The 20,102-nt window shown below is 37.0% G+C and carries 17 protein-coding genes and 1 pseudogene; 16 read left to right on the forward strand and 2 right to left on the reverse strand.

The features are described from left to right. Positions 1-94: 94 nt before the first annotated feature. Both VB248_RS05485 and VB248_RS05490 read right to left on the reverse strand, forming a co-directional pair. On the reverse strand, positions 95-1,513 hold the full coding sequence (locus tag VB248_RS05485) for an AAA family ATPase (protein WP_323295739.1): 1,419 nt from the start codon (positions 1,511-1,513) through the stop codon (positions 95-97). Between the two features lie 116 nt (positions 1,514-1,629). After that, complete coding sequence (locus VB248_RS05490) at positions 1,630-2,532, reverse strand: helix-turn-helix domain-containing protein (protein WP_323295740.1); 903 nt, start codon at positions 2,530-2,532, stop codon at positions 1,630-1,632. A 141-nt stretch (positions 2,533-2,673) separates the two neighbouring features. Here VB248_RS05490 and pcaH point away from each other — a divergent pair, with 141 nt between their 5' ends. The 16 genes and pseudogenes from pcaH (at position 2,674) to VB248_RS05570 (ending at position 19,996) form a co-directional block, all read left to right on the forward strand. Next, positions 2,674-3,381, forward strand: coding sequence for a protocatechuate 3,4-dioxygenase subunit beta (pcaH, locus tag VB248_RS05495; RefSeq protein ID WP_323295741.1), 708 nt, complete (start codon positions 2,674-2,676; stop codon positions 3,379-3,381). A gap of 184 nt (positions 3,382-3,565) precedes the next feature. Then, complete coding sequence (gene pcaG, locus VB248_RS05500; protein ID WP_323295742.1) at positions 3,566-4,090, forward strand: protocatechuate 3,4-dioxygenase subunit alpha; 525 nt, start codon at positions 3,566-3,568, stop codon at positions 4,088-4,090. Further along, positions 4,087-5,406 (forward strand): 3-carboxy-cis,cis-muconate cycloisomerase, encoded by a 1,320-nt coding sequence (gene pcaB / locus VB248_RS05505; protein WP_323295743.1) that lies wholly within the window; start codon positions 4,087-4,089, stop codon positions 5,404-5,406. Before pcaG ends, pcaB begins: the two co-directional genes overlap by 4 nt. Before the next feature lie 153 nt (positions 5,407-5,559). Further along, complete coding sequence (gene pcaDC, locus VB248_RS05510; RefSeq protein WP_323295744.1) at positions 5,560-6,684, forward strand: bifunctional 3-oxoadipate enol-lactonase/4-carboxymuconolactone decarboxylase PcaDC; 1,125 nt, start codon at positions 5,560-5,562, stop codon at positions 6,682-6,684. A 328-nt stretch (positions 6,685-7,012) separates the two neighbouring features. After that, positions 7,013-8,182 carry a 4-hydroxybenzoate 3-monooxygenase gene (locus tag VB248_RS05515; protein WP_323295745.1) on the forward strand — a complete coding sequence of 390 codons (1,170 nt, stop codon included), beginning with the start codon at positions 7,013-7,015 and terminating at the stop codon, positions 8,180-8,182. 116 nt (positions 8,183-8,298) lie between these two features. Then, positions 8,299-9,642, forward strand: a complete 1,344-nt coding sequence (locus VB248_RS05520; RefSeq protein WP_323295746.1) for a 3-oxoacid CoA-transferase — start codon at positions 8,299-8,301, stop codon at positions 9,640-9,642. A gap of 154 nt (positions 9,643-9,796) precedes the next feature. Beyond that, positions 9,797-10,927, forward strand: coding sequence for an ATP-binding protein (locus VB248_RS05525; RefSeq protein WP_323295747.1), 1,131 nt, complete (start codon positions 9,797-9,799; stop codon positions 10,925-10,927). Positions 10,928-11,046: 119 nt separating this feature from the next. Next, positions 11,047-12,531, forward strand: coding sequence for an acyl-CoA synthetase (locus tag VB248_RS05530; RefSeq protein ID WP_323295748.1), 1,485 nt, complete (start codon positions 11,047-11,049; stop codon positions 12,529-12,531). A gap of 145 nt (positions 12,532-12,676) precedes the next feature. Continuing rightward, the gene (madL, locus tag VB248_RS05535) at positions 12,677-13,045 is read left to right on the forward strand and encodes a malonate transporter subunit MadL (RefSeq protein ID WP_323258063.1); all 369 of its coding nucleotides are present in this window, start codon (positions 12,677-12,679) and stop codon (positions 13,043-13,045) included. 1 nt (position 13,046) lies between these two features. Beyond that, entirely contained in the window at positions 13,047-13,808 is a 762-nt protein-coding gene (gene madM / locus VB248_RS05540; RefSeq protein WP_323295749.1) for a malonate transporter subunit MadM, read from the forward strand. Between the two features lie 155 nt (positions 13,809-13,963). Continuing rightward, positions 13,964-15,172: a 3-oxoadipyl-CoA thiolase gene (gene pcaF / locus VB248_RS05545; protein WP_323295750.1), complete on the forward strand. Its 1,209-nt coding sequence runs from the start codon at positions 13,964-13,966 to the stop codon at positions 15,170-15,172. A gap of 167 nt (positions 15,173-15,339) precedes the next feature. Further along, a pseudogene (locus VB248_RS05550) lies at positions 15,340-16,026 on the forward strand (CoA transferase subunit A); the annotation flags it as partial. Positions 16,027-16,086: 60 nt separating this feature from the next. Beyond that, positions 16,087-16,740 (forward strand): 3-oxoacid CoA-transferase subunit B, encoded by a 654-nt coding sequence (locus tag VB248_RS05555; RefSeq protein WP_323295890.1) that lies wholly within the window; start codon positions 16,087-16,089, stop codon positions 16,738-16,740. 565 nt (positions 16,741-17,305) lie between these two features. Next, positions 17,306-18,322, forward strand: a complete 1,017-nt coding sequence (locus VB248_RS05560) for an RES domain-containing protein (protein ID WP_323295751.1) — start codon at positions 17,306-17,308, stop codon at positions 18,320-18,322. A gap of 413 nt (positions 18,323-18,735) precedes the next feature. Beyond that, positions 18,736-19,152 (forward strand): DUF2251 domain-containing protein, encoded by a 417-nt coding sequence (locus VB248_RS05565; protein WP_323295752.1) that lies wholly within the window; start codon positions 18,736-18,738, stop codon positions 19,150-19,152. 55 nt (positions 19,153-19,207) lie between these two features. Then, positions 19,208-19,996 (forward strand): PhzF family phenazine biosynthesis protein, encoded by a 789-nt coding sequence (locus tag VB248_RS05570; protein WP_323295753.1) that lies wholly within the window; start codon positions 19,208-19,210, stop codon positions 19,994-19,996. Positions 19,997-20,102 lie beyond the last annotated feature (106 nt).

Raw genomic sequence — 20,102 nt, forward strand, 5'->3', positions numbered from 1 at the left:
ATTTGTAATGAAAATCAGCGATTTATTTTCCTTTAAACCACTCGGCGAAAAGTCTGTTTGATATTAGTTGAAGTAATTTCAAAGAAACAATAATTCAAAAAAGACAATCCATCGTTAAGCTATTTTGAACCAAACCTGCAGAATAGTTATTTGTCTGTACGCCAAAAGTCGTTATTAAAGTAAGAAAAACCGACTTCCTTGTTTTTGTCTCAGTTTTGAATGTGCCAATTTTATTCTGCAGTTCATTCGCATATTTTTTATCAATGACAAAAGGATTAATGGAGTATTTCATCTCACAAAGATTGATTACTTGGTCTCTTCTATCAATGACTAAATCAACCTGACTGCCATTTTCAGCATTTGAGCTTCTCCACGCCGAAGTCGCAGTTTGGATTCCGCTGATTCCTAAAGCTTGTTTGATACACTGTATATGGTACAGACAAACTTGCTCAAAAGCATAACCACTCCAAGCTCTGTGTTTAGGATTATCTATCGTATTTATCCAATGATTTTGGTCAATTGTCTGAGTCCCATTAATAAATTTTAGATAAAAGAGCGTATAAAAATCAACCAATTGGTACAAACTATTTTTATTTTTATTGCCAAAAGGTAAATATTTTCGGATAAATCCACTTTCCTCAAGTTCATCAAGTATCCTTGTGGTACTCCCTGCATTCGTTAGTTTTGTAGCTTTCAGTATGTCATCTCTGGTTAAACCTTTGGCTTTTTGGGCTAAACAATTTACAATGCTTACATGCTTTTCTGAGTTTTTAAAAAGCGAAGCGTATAAATTTGAAAATTCTGTTCTTAACAAACCATTTTCTGAAAAACAGATTTGTTCTATATTTTGACTCGCACTCAGGCTTGAAGAAACTTCTTCCCAATAATAAGGAATACCACCCATCACCATATACAGTTGAATAATTTGGTATCTATCCAAAACAGAATGTTTATTTCTTAAAAACATTTCACATTCAGTTAAGGTAAACGGAACAACTTTTAGCCTTTTAGTAACTCTATTATGTAACCCTCCTTTATTGTTGATTAATTTATTCAACATCCACGATGCTGCCGAACCACAGACAATAAGTACAATATCATTTCTTGAAGAAGCCCAGCTATTCCAAAAATGCTCTAAAGCTTGTATAAAACCAGAGTTGGGGGTATCGAACCAAGGTAATTCATCTATGAAAATATACTTTTTAGGGTTTTCTGTATTTTTAAGATAGCTAATCAATTGCTGAAAAGCTGTAAGCCAGTCAGCTGCTTGAGAAATGGGTGTATTTTTATAGGCTTTTTGTAGAGCAATATGAAAATTTGTGAGTTGTTGAGATAAATTGGCATTTCCCAAGCCAGTGACTTGAAATACAAATTTCCCTTCAAAGGCAGTTCGAACTAAAAATGTTTTTCCAACCCTTCTTCTACCATAAACTGCAACAAATTCAGACTTTTCTGATGATTGTAATGCTCGTAATGCGGATAATTCATTTTCTCTACCAATTATATTTGCCATAGTATTGCTATTTTTTCAAGACAAATATAATTAAAATTACCACATTAAGCCAAACTGAACCTTCAATTTGGCTTAATGTGGTAAAAAAATATTAGATAGAGCCAAATTGAGATTAGTTAAAGCTTTTCGGATAAAGTATTCGGCAAAACTCTTCCCCTAAACTCACTCGGTGAAAAGCCAGTTTGTTTTTTGAAAAATCGTGTAAAATAAGCTGGGTCTTTGAAGTCTAAGAAGTAGGAAATTTCGGCAATGGTGTAGGAAGTGTTCAACAAGTATTTTTGGGCTTCGTTAATCATGTACTCGTGAATAATTTGTAAAGCGGATTTTTGGACTAAGGTTTGGCACACTCGATTGAGGTGTACGGCTGTGATATTCAGCTCTTTGGCGTATTCTGTTACGGATTTTGATTCATGAAATGATTGCTTAATTTGCTTCTGAAATGATTGAAAATAATGCAGTGTTCTATTATCTGATTTCGTAATTTGATGTTCTACGGCTACGCTCAAACGGTATAAGTGCATAAAAAGTAGCTGAAATAATGAAGCCATAAAAAGCTGTTTTTCAGGATTTTCGGCTATAAATTCGGTGGCTATTTGCTGTTTTAGTTGCTTCAATGACTCAAATACTTCTAAGGATTCATCAAATGTAAATTGTTTTAAACGACTGATTTCTAAAACGATATGGGGCGAGTTTTTAAAAATACTTTCTACAAAGGACTGTGAAAAAGTAAGTACATCGCCAACCATATTCGACTGAAACACAAAGCCATGCAAAGTATTAGGCGGAATCATCAAAATGGATGGTGTATTCAAAGCGATTTTTGTGTTTTCAGAAATTAAAAGTCCTTCGCCTTCTGGAAAGATAAAAATCTGATATAAATCTGTGTGTAAGTGTTCGGTGATTTCCCAATCATATAATTTACTCCTTACCTCAAGCTCTTCGATATGAATATAATCTGCTAAAGAATCTGTTTGATTCTCTCCATACAATCCTCTAAAATTTACTAAGTCTTTTTTCATAAATGTTTAAAAAATACTATCCATTAGGGTATTTAATAGTAAAAATGTGATAAATGTTTGTTTTTTACAAGATATATGTCATTTTTTACAAGATTCACTTCATTGAAATAATCTATTTTTGTATATAATTAATACAAAAACATGAGCGATATTATTTATAACCTTTTCGACAGGGAAGTACATCCACCTTATTTATCGCCTGACTATAAGTCAACGATTTTAAGAGCTCCAAGTAAGCCTTTGATTCCATTAAAGCAATCATTATCTGAATTGAGCGGGCCAATTTTTGGTGATTTTAATTTAGGTGAATTTGACCATGATTTAACCAAAAATGCTATTGTCAATGGCGAGCCTTTGGGAGAGCGAATTGTGGTGCATGGTAAAGTAATGAATGAAAACGGGAAACCCATTCCAAATACTTTGATAGAAATTTGGCAGGCGAATGCCGCTGGTCGTTATGTTCATAAGGTGGATCAGCACGCTGCTCCGCTCGACCCGAACTTCCTGGGTGCTGGTAGATGTATGACGGATGCCGAAGGGAATTATAAATTTTATACGATAAAGCCGGGTGCATATCCTTGGGGAAATCATTTTAATGCTTGGAGGCCCAATCACATTCACTTTTCTTTGTTTGGTGCAAATATTACTAACCGTTTGGTAACGCAAATGTATTTTCCTGGTGACCCACTTTTGCAATATGACCCAATTTTCTTGGGAGTACCTCCGAAAGGTCGTGAATTATTGATCTCATCTTTTGATTTAAGTATCACTGAACCAAGTTTTGCTTTGGGTTATCGCTTTGATTTTGTGTTGAGAGGAAATAATGCAACGCCATTTGAGAAGCAGTAAGCTTTTTAGCCTTCAGCTTTGAGCAATGAGCTATCAGCTTTTTTATAGGTTCAATGTATTACAGGATTTTAAATAATTTGTGCTGACGAAAGTTTAAAGGCTATTTTGGTAATACGTGAAATAAATCCGAAATCCGATACCTGAAATCAATAATTCTTGTAGTACTAATTCAAAACTAATAATTATGTTACAGACTCCATCGCAAACTGTTGGGCCGTATTTTGCTTATGGACTTTCGCCCGAACAGTATTTATATAATTTTAAAAGTTTGGTCGGAAACCTGATGGTAAATCCGATTGATAATCCTGAGAGTATTACCATCATCGGGAAGGTTTTGGATGGCGAAAATCAACCAATTCCTGATGCCATGATTGAATTATGGCAAATTGATGAAAATAATCAACGCTTCGGAAGATTTGGTACAGGTACAGACCCCGAAAGTCGCTTTATTTTTCATACCTTAAAACCTGAATCGGTTGCTGGGCAAGCTCCTTATCTGACGGTTATCATTTTTATGCGTGGACAGCTCATACATTCTTATACTCGAATTTATTTTTCAGATGAAACAACACTGAACGAACAAGACGAAGTACTGAATGCTGTGCCAAGTGAAAGACGACATACGCTGATTGCTCAGAAAAACGGTTCTGTGTATGAATTCAACATTTATATGCAAGGCGAAAACGAAACTGTTTTTTTTGAAATATGAGTCTATATTCCGAAGTATTTTATTCCGATGAAATCAACGAGCTTTTTTCTGATGAAAAAAGTCTGAGCTATTTATTGCTTTTTGAATCAAGTTTGGCAAAAGCCCAAGCCGAACATGGTATCGTTCCAAATACTTCGGCAAGTATCATTGCGTCTTGTTCGCAAGCTGATTTGATAGATTTACAAGCTTTGAAAAAAGCGATACAATTGGGCGGAAATGTTGCTATTCCTTTGGTAAAACAATTGACGCAATTGGTCAAAAACCAAGATGCAGAAGCTGCCAAATTTGTGCATTTCGGAGCTACAAGTCAGGATGTAGTTGATACGGCTACGGTTTTACAAATCAAAATATTTGTCGAATGGCTTGAAAATCAATTAAATACTTTACAAGAAGTACTCATTAAACTGACGCAAGAACACCGCCAAACTTTGATGATTGGTAGAACGCTTTTGCAACAAGCCAAACCCATTACTTTCGGACTAAAAATGGCTTTGTGTCTGGAAAGTATTCAGCGTTCTGCCGAACGCCTTCAATCGTTGAAAGGTGAATTATTGGTTTTACAATTGGCTGGTGCGGTAGGTTCTCAGAATCAAGCGATTAATCAAAAAGTAAAAGAAAGTTTAGCCAATATTTTAGGGTTAAAGGCTACTCATTCTTGGCATACGCACCGAGATGCTTTTGTCCATTTTGCTGCTGTTTTGGGCGTTTTGGTAGGAAGTATCGGAAAAATTGCCAAAGATATTTCGCTACTCATGCAAACCGAAGTAGGCGAAGTATTTGAAGGAGCTGGAGCGGGCAAAGGTGGTTCAAGTACGATGCCACATAAACGTAATCCTGTTGCTTCTGCAATTATTTTGGCAAATGCCCAAAGAGTACCGCATTTGGTGGCAACATTAATGACTGCGATGGCTCAAGAGCATGAGCGTTCGGCTGGATTATGGCATTCGGAATGGGAAGTTTTGAATGATTTAATGAAGCTCACTGCTGGCACTCTTGAACGAAGTATTGAACTCCTCAGCGGTTTAGAAGTCGATAAAAATCGGATGCTTCAAAACCTTGAACTGACGCAAGGTTTGATTTATGCAGAAAATGTTTCACTGGCTTTGGCTGAAAAAATCGGCAAAAGTGAAGCCCATAAGTTAGTAGAAAAAGCCTGTAAAAAAGCAGTTGAAGAACAAAAACATTTAAAACAGATTTTAGTAGAAAATCAAAACTATTTAACAGAAACCGAACTCCAACCACTCTTTCAAGCCGAAAATGCGATTGGATTGAGTTTGGAGATTATTGAAAATATATTAAGTAAATATGAATTATAAATTATGAATTATGAGATGTTGAAACTAACGAGTAAATACTTCATTTAAGAATTTTTGACATCTCCAAATCTCATATAAATTCTACCTTGTTACAATTCATTTTTACTAAAAATTATCTCATAATTCATAATTAATATTTCATATCTCATAAACATGAAAACTAACTATAAACTACAAGGAACGCCGAATAGTCCTGTGTTGATTTTTTCTAACTCTTTGGGTTCTGAAATGTTGATGTGGGATGAGCTTGTGCCTTTTCTTTTGCCATATTTTAGGGTTTTGCGATACGATACTCGTGGACATGGCGGAAGTGAAATTACGCCCGAACCTTACAGTATCGCTTTGTTGGGACAAGATGTTATTGATTTATTGGATGAATTAAAAATTGACGAAGCCTACTTCTGTGGGCTTTCGATGGGTGGTTTGATTGGTCAATGGTTGGGAATTAATTATCCGAATCGTATCAAAAAACTAATTGTCAGTAACACGGGTGCAAAAATCGGAAACGATGAACGCTGGAATGGCAGAATTGAAACCATCAAAGCTAATGGGATGCAAGCCATTGTGGACGATACGATGGAAAGATGGTTTACCGAAAGTTTCAGAAATCACAATCCGCAAAGAGTAGCCGAAACCAAAGCTATGTTTTTACGGAGTGATATTTTGGGTTATTCAAATTGCTGTGCTGCCATTCGTGATGCTGATTTCAGAGAAAGTTTATCACAAGTATCGGTAGAAACTTTGGTGATTACGGGCGACGAAGACCCAGTAACCAATGTTGCACAGGCTGAATTTATCGCTGAAAATATCCCGAATGCTCACTTGAGAGTACTGCACGCTCGTCATTTAGCCAGTACAGAATTGCCCGAAGAATATGCACAAGTATTGATAGATTTTATTGTTGGCGAAAGCACTTTTGAAAAAGGGATGCACGTGCGAAGAAGTGTTTTGGGCAATGCTCACGTTGACAGAGCCAATGGCAATATCAATGATTTTAATGCTGATTTTCAACAGTTTATTAGTAATTACGCTTGGGGCGAAATCTGGACTCGTCCGAATTTATCAAAGCATAGCCGTAGCTTAATTACGATTGCGATGTTGATTGCCTTGAACCGAAAAGCAGAATTAAAAATGCACATTCGTGCCGCCTTCAACAATGGCGTAAGCATTGCTGAAATCAAAGAAGTATTGATGCAGTCGGCACTATACTGCGGTTTACCTGCCGCTAATGAAGCCTTTCATACGGCTGAGGAAGTGTTTAATAGCCTTGAGCTATGAGCTATGAGCTTTGAGTTTTTAGCTTTGTCGGCTTTGATAATAACCTAAATACTCGAAGCTTATGGCTCACAGCTCAAAGCAGTTTTAGCAATTGGCTTTGTCGGCTTTGATAATAACCTAAATACTCGAAGCTTATGGCTCACAGCTCAAAGCAGTTTTAACAATTAGCTTTGTCTGCTTTGATAATAACCTAAATACTCGAAGCTTATGGCTCACAGCTCAAAACAGTTTTAGCAATTAGCTTTGTCTGCTTTGATAACAACCTAAATACTCGAAGCTTATGGCTCATAACTCAAAGCTCATAGCTCACAGCTTAAAAAATAAAACAATGAAAACAAAAGTAGGAATTATCGGAGCGGGGCCATCGGGACTTACTTTGGCTCTTTTACTCCAGCAAAAAGGAATTCAATCTGTTATTATTGAAAACAGAAGTAGAGAGTATGTTGAAAACCGAGTGCGTGCGGGTTTATTAGAACATAATACCGTTGAAGTATTTGATGGCTTGCAAGTTTCGGAGCGTCTGCACAAAGAAGGACTTGTTCATCATGGTTGTTATATCAATTATAATGGCGTGAGTCAACGCATTGATTTTGAGAAATATACTCAGAAACAAGTGACAATTTACGGACAGCAAGAAGTAGTGAAAGACTTAATTAATGCTTGTGAGGCTCGTCAAATTCCAATCATTTTTGAAGCCGAAGCGAAAGAAATTAGAAATGTAGAAAGTGAAAATCCTGAAATTCATTTCACGCATTTAGGCGAAGAAAAGGTGATTTATTGCGACTTTGTAGGCGGTTGCGATGGCTTCCACGGTTTAGCTCGCAAAACTTTACCGAAAAATTCTTACAACGAATATAAAATTGAGTATCCATTTAGTTGGTTAGGAATTTTGGCGTACTCTGTGCCTACTTACGACGAACTTATTTATGCGTATCATTCAAATGGTTTTGCTTTGGCAAGTTTGCGTTCTGAAAAAGTAAGTCGTTTGTATTTACAAGTTGACAATAATGATAACGTAGAGAATTGGTCTGACGAAAAAATTTGGAACGAACTCGAATTACGTTTAGGCATTACTTTAGACAAAGGCGAAGTTTTTGAAAAAAGTATTACGCCGATGCGAAGCTTTATGATTGATAATATGCAGTTTGGACGCTTGTTTTTAGCAGGCGATTCGGCCCATATTGTACCACCAACGGGAGCAAAAGGTTTGAATTTAGCCGTGGCTGATATTCATAATTTAGCACAAGGCTTGATTGAATTTTATGAATCTGGTAGTCAGGAAAACTTAGAGAATTACTCTAAAAAATGTGTTGCAAGAGTTTGGCGTGTACAGGATTTTTCCAACTTCATGACTTACCTCTGCCATAAACAAGCCGCAGAAGGCAGTTTTGAAAGTCTTTTACAAAAATCAAAATTTGATTATTTAACCATTTCAGAAGCATATCAAAAAACCATCGCAGAAAATTACGTTGGTTTCCCATTAGATACATTTGCTTGATAGTTTTCAGCTATGAGCTGTGAGCAATGAGCTTTGAGATTACAGATTAAAAAAAAACAAAAAGCTCATCGCTGACAGCTCATAGCTCAAGGCTGATAGCTGAAAGTTCACAAAATATGAAAACAGTACCCATTATCGACTTACATACTGCCGCTTCGATGGTAAAGGATGGAGACACTTTACTGCAAGGCGGTTTTGGCATGACGGGCAATCCCGTTCATTTGATGCACGCTTTGGCGGAAATCGGCACAAAGAATTTGACTTTTATTGGCAATAATACTGGCGAAGCTGGACTTGGAGGCGGACGTTTATTAAGAAACGGACAGCTCAAAAAAATGATAGGTTCATTTTTTACTTCTAATCCAGATGCTGTAAAAGCTGCCCAAAATGGCGATGTTGCTTACGAACTCCTCCCACAAGGAACATTAGCCGAAGCCATCCGTGCTGGCGGTGCCGGTATCGGTGGCTTTTATACGCCTACTTCGGCAGGAACTATCATTGCCGAAGGTAGAGAAACAAAAATTTTGGATGGCGTAGAACAAGTATTTATCAAAAGTATTCGTGGTAATGTGGCTTTTATTCGTGCTTGGCGTGCGGATACTGCTGGGAATTTGCAGTACAGAATGACCGAAAATAATTTCAACAAAGCCATGGCAACGGCTGCTGATTTGGTCATTGCGGAAGTAGAAGAAATTGTGCCAGTCGGAGAAATTGCTCCAGAGTTTATCCATACGCAAGGTTGTTATGTCGATTATTTGGTCGAAGCCAAAATTACTTTAGAAGATTTGGGAAGTTCTGCTTCGGTTTCTTCTTCTAAAAAAGTAGATGAAACCCGTATGAACATGGCGAAACGAGCTTTGGCGGAATTGAAAAAAGGCGACGTAGTAAACTTAGGAATTGGTATTCCTACTTTGGTGGCTGATTTAATTACCGAAGAACATGGTATCATTCTTCATACCGAAAACGGAATGTTGGGCGTTGGTCCTGTGCCAACTGACGGTGGCGGAGCGATGGATTATCCTGTAAATGCTGGTAAAATTCCTGTAACGGCTTTGAAAGGTAGTAGCTATTTCGATAGTGCAGATTCTTTTGCGATGATTCGTGGCGGACATATCGATGTGGCTATTATGGGTGGTTTAGAAGTAGATGAAGCTGCCAACTTAGCCAACTGGGCTGTACCTGGCAAACCACTTTTGGGCGTTGGGGGAGCAATGGATTTAGCTAAAGGAGCAAAACGTCTGATTATTACCATGACGCACACAAATCCAGATGGTTCGTCGAAGATTGTTCCTTCTTGCATACTGCCTTTAACAGCAAAAGGAGTGGTAAGTATGATTATTACCGATTTAGCAGTTTTTGCTTATCCTGACGGAAAATTAACACTTATCGAATTAATGCCCAATGCGACTTTAGAAGACGTTACTGCCAAAACTAGTGCTTCCTTTATTAATGCAGTTTAGCTTCTATTGACAGAATTAATGTAAAATTTGTCATCATATTGACAAAATTAATATAAAAAATGTCAATATGATGACAAATTTTAGCTAAAAATTGTCATTAGTCATTTTTATTGCTTCAAATTCTTTATATTTACCAATGTAAAATAATAAGAAAATGAAGATAACAAGGGTATTGAAGGCTACGCTATTAAAATATTTAGTAGCAGGAAAAGTAAATATAATTTTTGGAGCAAGACGAGTAGGTAAGACATTTCTATTGAAAGAAGTTATTCAAGAGTTAGGCATACCAACACTTTTTTTTAATGGTGACTTACCTGATAATCAGGAGTTTTTAGCTGAAAGGAACATTGAAAAATACCGTAATATCTTTGAAGGAAAAGAGCTGATTGTCATTGACGAAGCTCAGGTAATTCCAGCTATTGGGCTAGTTTTGAAAATTATTATTGACGAAATGCCTAATTTAAAAGTAGTTGCAAGTGGTTCTTCTGCTTTTGATTTAAACAATAAGTTAGGTGAACCCTTAGTCGGAAGGGCTTATTGGCATGAGATGTTTCCTTTGGCTCAACAAGAAATTAAACAGTATGAAAACATACTTGAAACGAAACGCAATTTAGAGGAGCGTCTTCTCTATGGGAGTTACCCTGATGTATATTTATTATCCAGTTTTGAGGAAAAAGAGCGGTATTTGCGAGAGTTGGTTAATTCCTATTTACTAAAAGACATTATTAGCTTTGATGGCATCCGAAATTCTGCTAAAGTGTATGATTTATTACGACTAATTGCGTATCAGCTAGGAAAAGAAATTTCTTTACTAGAATTGGGTAATCAGTTAGGAATGAGTAAAAATACCGTTGAAAAATATTTGGACTTGCTAGAGAAGGTTTATGTATTAAAGCGAGTAGGGGCATACAGTAAAAATTTGCGGAAAGAAATTTCTAAAAGCTCCCGTTGGTATTTTTGGGATAATGGGGTTCGTAATGCCATTATTGGTGATTTTAGACCCATCAAATTCAGAAGTGATATTGGCGAATTATGGGAGAATTATTTGATTACTGAAAGAATTAAAAAGTATAAGTACGAGAGAAAATACTTGGATTCATATTTCTGGAGAACCTACGACCAACAAGAAATAGATTATTTAGAAGTCAAGAATCAAATGATTGAAGCTTTTGAATTCAAATGGGGAAATAAAAAAGCTAAAATCCCAAAAGTATTTTTAGAGGCATATCCCGAATCAACGTTTACCATTGTTAGTCGAGAAAACTATTTAGATTTTATCAGTTGAGTGTAGGTATTCATTCAGCTATTAAAAGAAAGCCACGAGTCAAAACGACATAGGTTTACGGAGAAAATCCAATAAATTTGTCTGAAATAAAGAATAAAAATAACTAATCAAATATAGCAATGCTCAAACTTGTTGAAAACGCTACGAAAAACCTCAATAATCAAGCTATTATTTCGGATGGAAAATCATTTTCTTATCAAGCACTCTTAGATAATTCAAATACTGTGGCTACTTATTTGTTGCAAGATGCCACTGATTTGAATGAACAACGAGTAGCTTTTATGGTTGCTCCCGGCTTTGATTATGTAAAAGTTCAGTGGGGAATTTGGCGAGCAGGCGGTATTGCAGTGCCTCTGTGCATTACTTATCCTTTGCCTTCATTGCAATATGTGATTGAAGATACAGCCGCAAGTATCGTAATCGCTGGCGAAGAGTACGCTACTATTTTAGCACCACTTGCCGCCGAAAAAGGTTTTAGATTTATTATTCTTTCAGATATTCCAACACAAGCTTCGGAAGAAAAAGTATTGCCTGAGCTTAATTCAGAGCGTCGGGCGATGATTCTTTATACCAGTGGTACTACCAATTTACCCAAAGGAGTTGTTACTACGCATAGCAATATTGAAGCTCAAGTTTCTACTTTGGTTGAATCGTGGCAATGGTCGGCACAAGACCATATTCTTTGTGTATTGCCTTTGCATCATGTTCATGGCATTATCAATGTTATTTCCTGTGCTTTGTGGTCGGGTGCTACGGTTGAATTTTTATCTTCTTTCTCAGCCGAAGGGGTTTTTGCCGCTTTCCAACAAGGTAAAATCAATGTGTTTATGGCCGTGCCAACGATTTATTTCAAGCTGATTGCTTACTGGGAAAGTCTGCCAACAGCAGAGCAAGAAGTACTTACCGTAACTTTGTCGAAATTTAGATTAATGGTTTCAGGTTCGGCGGCTTTACCTGTTTCTGTGATGGAAAAATGGAAACATATCAGTACGCATACTTTATTGGAAAGATACGGAATGACTGAAATCGGAATGGGTATCAGTAATCCCTACGATGGAGAACGCAAAGCTGGCTATATCGGAAAACCGCTTGCAGGTGTACAAGCCAGATTGGTGGACGAAAATAATCAAGAAGTAGCAGTAGGACAACCGGGAGAAATTCAGATCAAAGGTAAAAATGTATTCTTGGAGTACTGGAACAAACCAGAAGCGACACAGAAAACTTTCACCGAGGATGGTTGGTTTAAAACGGGCGATATTGCGGTGGTTGAAGAGGGTTATTATAGAATTTTAGGAAGAGATTCTATCGACATTATTAAGTCAGGTGGATATAAAATTTCAGCTTTAGAAATCGAAGAAGTACTCCGAACGCATCCGCACATTAATGATTGTAGTGTAATAGGTATTCCTAATGAAGAATGGGGAGAATTGGTTGCAGGAGTATTGATTGTGAATCATCCAGAGATTGATTTAAAAGAACTTAATACTTGGATTAGAGAAAAAATGCCAGCCTATAAAGCACCTCGAAAGTACATTATTGCCAATGAATTACCGAGAAATGCCATGGGCAAAGTCACTAAAAATGATTTGAAGAAGCTGTTTTAAAACAATTTTGGATTTGGGATTTCTGATTTCGGAAAATAGGATAAAGTAAGAATAAAAAAAACGTTTTTATAAAGCCGAAATCTGACATCTGAAATCCGAAAGCACTAATTCACAATTCATTACCAACCACTTTACTATTTAAACTATGATTATTTACGGAGTAGGCATATTAGCCTTTTGTTATGTTGTGGGGCAGATTTTTGGGGAGTTTATCGGGAAATTGATTGGCGTAGATGCCAATGTTGGCGGCGTTGGTTTTGCCATGATTTTACTGATTCTCATCAACGATTGGCTCAAGAAGAAGAACTATTTAGATACTTCTACGGAAAAAGGAATTTTATTCTGGAGTCAGATGTACATACCGATTGTAGTGGCGATGTCGGCGACACAGAACGTAAAAGTGGCGGTTTCCAGTGGCTTTATGGCTATTCTGGCAGGGATTGTTCCTGTACTCATTTGTATCGCTGTCATTCCTTTTTTGGCTAAAATATCTAAAAGCTCTCAAATAGACTAATATGGAAATCATTTCAAAGTTCCTTGAAAAAAATGGTATTGTTTTTACGTTTTTGGTAGTCAGTCTTATCATTTACTTTTCAGAGCTTATCTCTGTAAAAGCAACGAATAAAAAAATTCCCGGCTCTGCCATTGCTATTATTATAGGTTTATTCTTGGCATACGTAGGCGGTGTTGCCACTGGTGGAGAAAAAGGTATTGCCGATATTAAAATCTTTTCAGGTTTTGGTGTCTTAGGTGGTTCAATGTTTCGTGACTTCGCCATTGTTTCCACAGCCATGGGAGCAAGTTTTATTGTGATTAAACGCACAGGTTGGGCAGGCGTTATTTCTCTTTTTTTAGGAATCACGCTGTCTTTTATCGGTGGCGTATTCATTGCTCTACTTTGGGGCTATCACGATGCCATTAGTTTAACAACCATCGGAGCAGGAGCTTGTACTTATATCGTTGGCCCTGTTACGGGTGCGGCCATCGGAGCAAGTTCGGATGTAATAGCACTCAGTATTGCAGCGGGTGTGGTAAAGGCGGTTTTTGTTACCATCGGAACGCCTTTTATTGCGAAGTACATTGGTTTAAATAACCCCCATACTGCAATGGTTTACGGTGGATTGATGGGTACAACCAGTGGCGTATCAGCAGGTTTGGCGGCGACCGACCCAAAATTAGTGCCTTATGGTGCTTTAACCGCCACTTTTTATACAGGTTTAGGCTGTCTTTTCTGTCCTTCACTTTTATTTATTATCATGAAAATTGTTTTTGTGTGAGGAGTGATTAGAGATTAGTAATTGGTGATTAGTTTTTTATAATGAATGAATTATTAGGATTACCCAAATTTTGAAGAATAAAGTAAAAGAAAAATCAATACTTTCAGCTCATAACTCATAGCTCATAACTCAAAGCTAAAAGCTAAAAAAAAAATATGAACCAGTCTTATATCATTGATGGCATCAGAACGCCCATTGGGAATTTTGGTGGCAGTTTGTCGAGTGTCAGAGCGGATGATTTGGCGGCTTTGACGATTAAAGAATTAGTGAAAAGAAATCCTAATATTCCTACTGAAATGATTGATGAAGTGATTCTCGGAAATCATAATCAGGCAGGAGAAGATAACCGCAATGTGGCTCGAATGGCTTCTTTGTTGGCAGGCTTGCCACATACAATACCGGCCCAAACCGTCAATCGTTTATGTGCTTCGGGGATGTCGGCGGTGATTGATGCTTCCAGAAGTATTCAAGTAGGCGATGCCGAAATTATGATTGCAGGAGGAATGGAACACATGACTCGTGGCCCTTGGGTGATTTCAAAAACGTCAAAACCTTTTGGCAACGATGCCCAAATGTTCGATTCAAGTTTCGGTTGGCGTTTTATCAATCCAAAAATGCAAGCTATGTACGGCACGGATGCTATGGGGATGACGGCGGAAAATTTGATTGAAATTTATAAAATCAGCCGTGAAGACCAAGACCTTTTTGCTTATCGTTCACATCAAAAAGCCTATAAAGCCCAACAATCAGGACGATTGGCAGAAGAAATTGTAGGCGTAGAAATTACCGTTAAAAAAGGTGAAACCAAATTTTTTGATACTGACGAATTTGTAAAACCCCATTCAACACTTGAGAAGTTAGCGACCTTGAAACCTGCTTTTAAAAAAGACGGTGGAAGTGTTACCGCAGGGAATGCCGCAGGTTTAAATGATGGTTCGGCTGCCATGTTTTTAGCTTCTGAGTCTGCCATTAATTTATATGGTTTAAGCCCAAAAGCAAGAATTGTTGCTTCGGCAATCGTAGGCGTTGAGCCTCGTATCATGGGAATCGGCCCTGTGACGGCTACCCAAAAAGCCTTGAAAAAAGCAGGGTTGACATTAAACGATATTGATATTATCGAAATCAATGAAGCTTTTGCCGCACAGTCTTTGGCTTGTACCAGAATTTTGGGCATTGCAGACGACGATGAAAGAGTAAATCCCAATGGAGGAGCAATTGCTTTAGGGCATCCGCTCGGAATGTCAGGCACAAGAATTACTTATTCTGCGGCTTTAGAATTACAAAAACAAAACAAACGCTACGCCCTTGCTACGATGTGTATTGGCGTAGGAATGGGTTATGCAGTAATTATTGAGAGGGTTTAGTAAATAGTGATTGGGGATTGGTGATTAGGACTTAAGAGAATCTAAATATCATAGTTATAACCTCACCCCCAGCCCCTCTCCTGCTGAGAGGGGAGCATTTGGTTTTTAAAAGTCCCCTCTCAGCAGGAGAGGGGGTTGGGGGTGAGGTTTTAACAATATTCATTACCATGACAAATAAAGTAGTAAAAAACGCCCAAGAGGCGGTGAAAGATATTCCAAATAATGCTGTGCTGATGCTTGGCGGTTTCGGACTTTGTGGTATTCCCGAAAATAGTATTGATGCCTTGATTCAACAAGGAGTTACGGGGCTTACTTGTATTTCAAACAATGCAGGGGTTGATGATTTTGGTATTGGTTTGATGCTGAAAAGTCGCCAAGTGAAGAAAATGATTTCTTCTTATGTGGGGGAAAACAAGGAGTTTGAACGACAATTATTGTCTGGCGAACTCGAAGTAGAACTAATTCCACAAGGTACTTTAGCTGAAAGAGTAAGAGCAGGTGGTGCAGGAATTCCTGCCTTTTTTACCCCTGCTGGCGTAGGTACAGAAGTAGCCGAAGGCAAAGAAGTACGAGAATTTAATGGTAAAAAATACTTGTTGGAATCATGGCTTAGGGCTGACTTTGCTATCGTAAAAGCTTGGAAAGGCGATACCGCAGGGAATTTAATTTTCAAAGGAACAGCAAGAAATTTCAATCCAATGATGGCAGCGGCTGGGGCAATCACCATTGCGGAAGTAGAGGAATTAGTGCCAGCAGGGACTTTAGATCCTAACGAAATCCATACGCCCGGCATTTATGTACAACGAATTTTCCAAGGTGAAAATTACCAGAAAAGAATTGAACAACGCACGATAAGTATTCCGACAAGTACTACCAAAGAAGAAAAAGCAACAGCGGTTTCCACAGCAAAAGGCTTGGATAAAAACCAAATTGCCAAAAGAATTGCTTGTGAAATCAAAGATGGTGATTATGTAAACTTGGGAATCGGGATTCCTACTTTGGTTGCCAATTATATTCCTGAAAATATCAGTGTAGTATTGCAATCGGAGAATGGTTTGTTGGGGATTGGTCCATTCCCGACGGAAGAGGCAATCGACCCCGATTTAATCAATGCAGGCAAGCAAACCATTACGATGCAAGCAGGTTCTTCGCTCTTTAGTTCTGCCGAAAGTTTTGCCATGATAAGAGGCGAACACGTGGACTTGACGATTTTGGGAGCAATGGAAGTTTCAGAAAATGGCGATATCGCCAACTGGAAAATTCCTAACAAAATGGTAAAAGGCATGGGCGGTGCGATGGACTTGGTGGCTTCTGCCAAAAACATCATCGTAGCGATGCAACACGTGAGTAAAGATGGTAAATCGAAACTGTTGAGCAACTGTACTTTACCCATTACGGGCATCAACTGTGTAAAGAAAATTGTCACCGAATTAGCGGTATTGGAAGTATTGGCCGAAGGCGGTTTTAAATTGTTAGAAATCGCTCCTAACGTGAGTATCGACGAAGTAAAAGCTGCCACAGAAGGTAAATTAATCATTGAGGGAGATATTCCAGTGATTGAGCTGTGAGCCTTGAGCTATGAGCTTTGAGTTTTTTTAGAGCCGTGTTTTTGAGGAAACATGGCTCTATTTTTTTTGCTTCCATTTTATCAAAAACTCATGGCATGACTTTCAGTAAGTTTTGAGAAGATGAGAGTTATTTGTTAGTCATGCCATGAGTGATTCGCTCCAAATTGGAGGAAGGAATTTCAGTCTATCATTTTGTTGCTCCGAATTGGAGGAAGGTTTCATCACACAATGTTTTGCTCCTGCAATGTGCAGGAAGGTTTCATCACACGATGTTTTGCTCTTGCAACGTGCAGGAGGGTTTCAACAAAAACTCATGGCATGACTTTCGGTAAGTTTTGAGAAGCATTAAGTTTCTGGTAGTCATGCCATGAGTGAGCCATCCACTTTAGAGCAAGAAATTACCGTATAATAAGTTTTCGGGCAGAAAATGGTGGTTGATTTTTTATCTTGAAAGTTAATTTGATACTTTAGGGAGTTGAGAGATTAATTTGGTTTATGTATCATAAATACTAAATTCCGAATTTTCTTATAAAATACTAAAATACACATCAAAACTTAGTTGAATATGAATTTTCCAAAAATACCACTATCAAAAACATTCAGACAACAATACACACCTGAACAAGAAATTATTTTAAAACTTCAGAATGGACACCAAATAAACAAAGAAGAGGAAGATAATTTGAAAGAGGCTCTTAAATTCTATGAGGAGCTTTTTGTCTTTCTTTTGAAAGTTGACTTGACAACTATCAATGACGAAGATGCAATTAATTTAATTGAATATTTATACAATGCTTTTCCATTTGAAGTCTTCAGACAAAACGAGATTAATGTTAAAAACCTTTATCGTGTTTCTTTCGTTAAAGACGCTTTCTTAGAAAATGGTAAACTAAAAGATTTAAAGTACCTTCGTCATCCACCTAAAGAAATAATCCAGAATCTTGGAGTTTATGGAAGGGCAAATACTCCTAACTCAACAGTTTTTTATGCTGCTTTGAAATGTAGTAGTGCTATATATGAAACTAAACCATGTGTGGGACAGAAAATAATAATATCTCACTGGATTAACGATTCAGCTAAAAAATTTAGGGCATACACAATATCAAACAATAAGACAATAGATAATGAAATCTTGAAAAGTGCAACAAAGTCTTTTCAAGAGCTACTTTCAACATTACATCCTTTAATTGCCAAAATTCTTGACCTTTACATGGAGTTTATAAGTTCAGAGTTTGTTAAAGATATTCCTGTTAAAAATCAAAAAAAATATGAATATCTATATAGTGCTTTTTTTTCTGACAGAATATTAAAAAATAGCTTTACAAAAATTAATGATAATGAAATGCCTCCATTTGATTGCATATTATATCCTTCAGTTGCTACTAATTACTCATCAGCAAATCTTGCAATCATACCAGATTCTGTAACAAAACTAAAACCAGTATATTTGGAAGAATGTCTTGTATTAAAAACAAAATATGGTGATTTAAATTATTCAAATAATCTATTTCCTATTAACAGACAAATTATAAGAACAGCAACAAAATTTGAAGGAGAAAGAATCATTTGGAGTGACGATTAAAATACGCTTGCTGTTCAAAACTTTGAACAATAAATAAAATACAGACTCAGTCTGCAAACATTAATGCAAAATGAAATAACTCTCGCTGTTCAAAGTCTTCTTTCGACTTTGAACCATAAATAAAATGCAGACTCTGTCTGCAAACATTCCGAAAATTAATAACGTCCTTATCTGTAAAAAACATTTCTGAACAAGAAATCAAAGTCCCGATAGGGACAATATATCGGTAGAAAGCAAAAGACCCTTTTCCAAGCATAGTTCCGTAGGAACGGTATATTTCGTTCCTACGGAACTATGTTTATCTTTGATTAGAATAATTCTACCGATATTTTACTCCTACGGAGTATTTTATTGTCCTCTCGCTGTTCAAAGTTGAAGGAAGGCTTTGAACAATAAATCATTAAAACATTATTATGAATGACAAAGGCATGCTAATAATTTACACAGACCAAACTTTTAGTCTTGGTCAAGATACTTTTATTGACAGTGTTGCAGATAACGGAAATGTCGTTGTTTTTGAAGATAATGAAGAAACAGGTTATTTTTATGCAGTTGATAGAACTGACGGTATTCGTATTTTAGACGCACTCCATATTTATGATGTTGCAAATGTTATATACAAGAATAAGCCATCTAATATCAAAATTTTATGGACAAAAGATGAAATGAAAGCTGTGTTATCAATTAACAATTATTATCATGCCATTTTTGACTTCAAAGATAGAGCTGGTTATTGTAGAAATGGATTTCCCCATTCACAAGGTAATTGGACATTAATCAATAATAGGCTTTTAACAGAAGAATTAATTGAAAAATTTGCCAAAGAATAAAAATGCTCAATCTGTAAACACACGAACTAAATCTGCGAATATCCAATATCTCCCAATGAAATTAAACTTATATCAAATAGATGCTTTTACCGATAAGGTTTTTGGTGGAAATCCTGCTTGTGTTGTGCCATTAGATACTTGGCTTCCTGATGAAATTTTAATGAAAATTGCTCAAGAAAATGCAGTTGCTGAAACTGCTTTTTTTGTAAATATGGGTGACAAAATTCATTTGCGTTGGTTTACGCCTGAAATTGAAATGGATTTATGCGGTCACGCTACTTTGGCAACGACTCATTGCTTAAAAACACTACTGAATTACCCAAACGATACTTTCATTTTTGATACGCTAAGTGGCGACCTGACGGTAAAGGTTGATAAGGATTATTACCAAATGAACTTTCCTTCAAGAATGCCTGTGAAAGCCGACTTGCCAGCCATCATTGAACAATCTTTGAATATCAAACCCAAAGAAGTATTAAAAGCAAGAGACTATCTTCTGGTTTATGATACAGAAACGGAAGTAAAAAATATCAAACTCAACAGACAAATTTTTGACCAAATCAACCTTGACCCCGGTGGCGTAATTGTTACGGCAATTGGCGACAACTGTGATTTTGTTTCAAGATTTTTCACACCTCAAGCATCCATTCTTGAAGACCCCGTTACTGGTTCTGCACATTGTTCATTGATTCCATTTTGGGCAAGCAGACTTAACAAAAAAGTATTCACAGCCCTACAAGTTTCTGAGAGAGTCGGGAAACTATTTTGCGAATTGATGGATGATAGAGTACTCATCAGCGGTCAAGCCAAAACCTACTCCATTTGTACTTTATGGACGGAATAGGGTTGATGGGGGTGGGATTTACTTTATGGATTGATTAAGGTTTTTTGAAAAAACTATTCCAGCCTTGGTCAATCAATATCCAGTTGAAATGATTTAAAACACGAAA

Origin of the sequence: Arcicella rigui (assembly GCF_034929435.1) — a bacterium.
GTDB lineage: Bacteria > Bacteroidota > Bacteroidia > Cytophagales > Spirosomataceae > Arcicella > Arcicella rigui.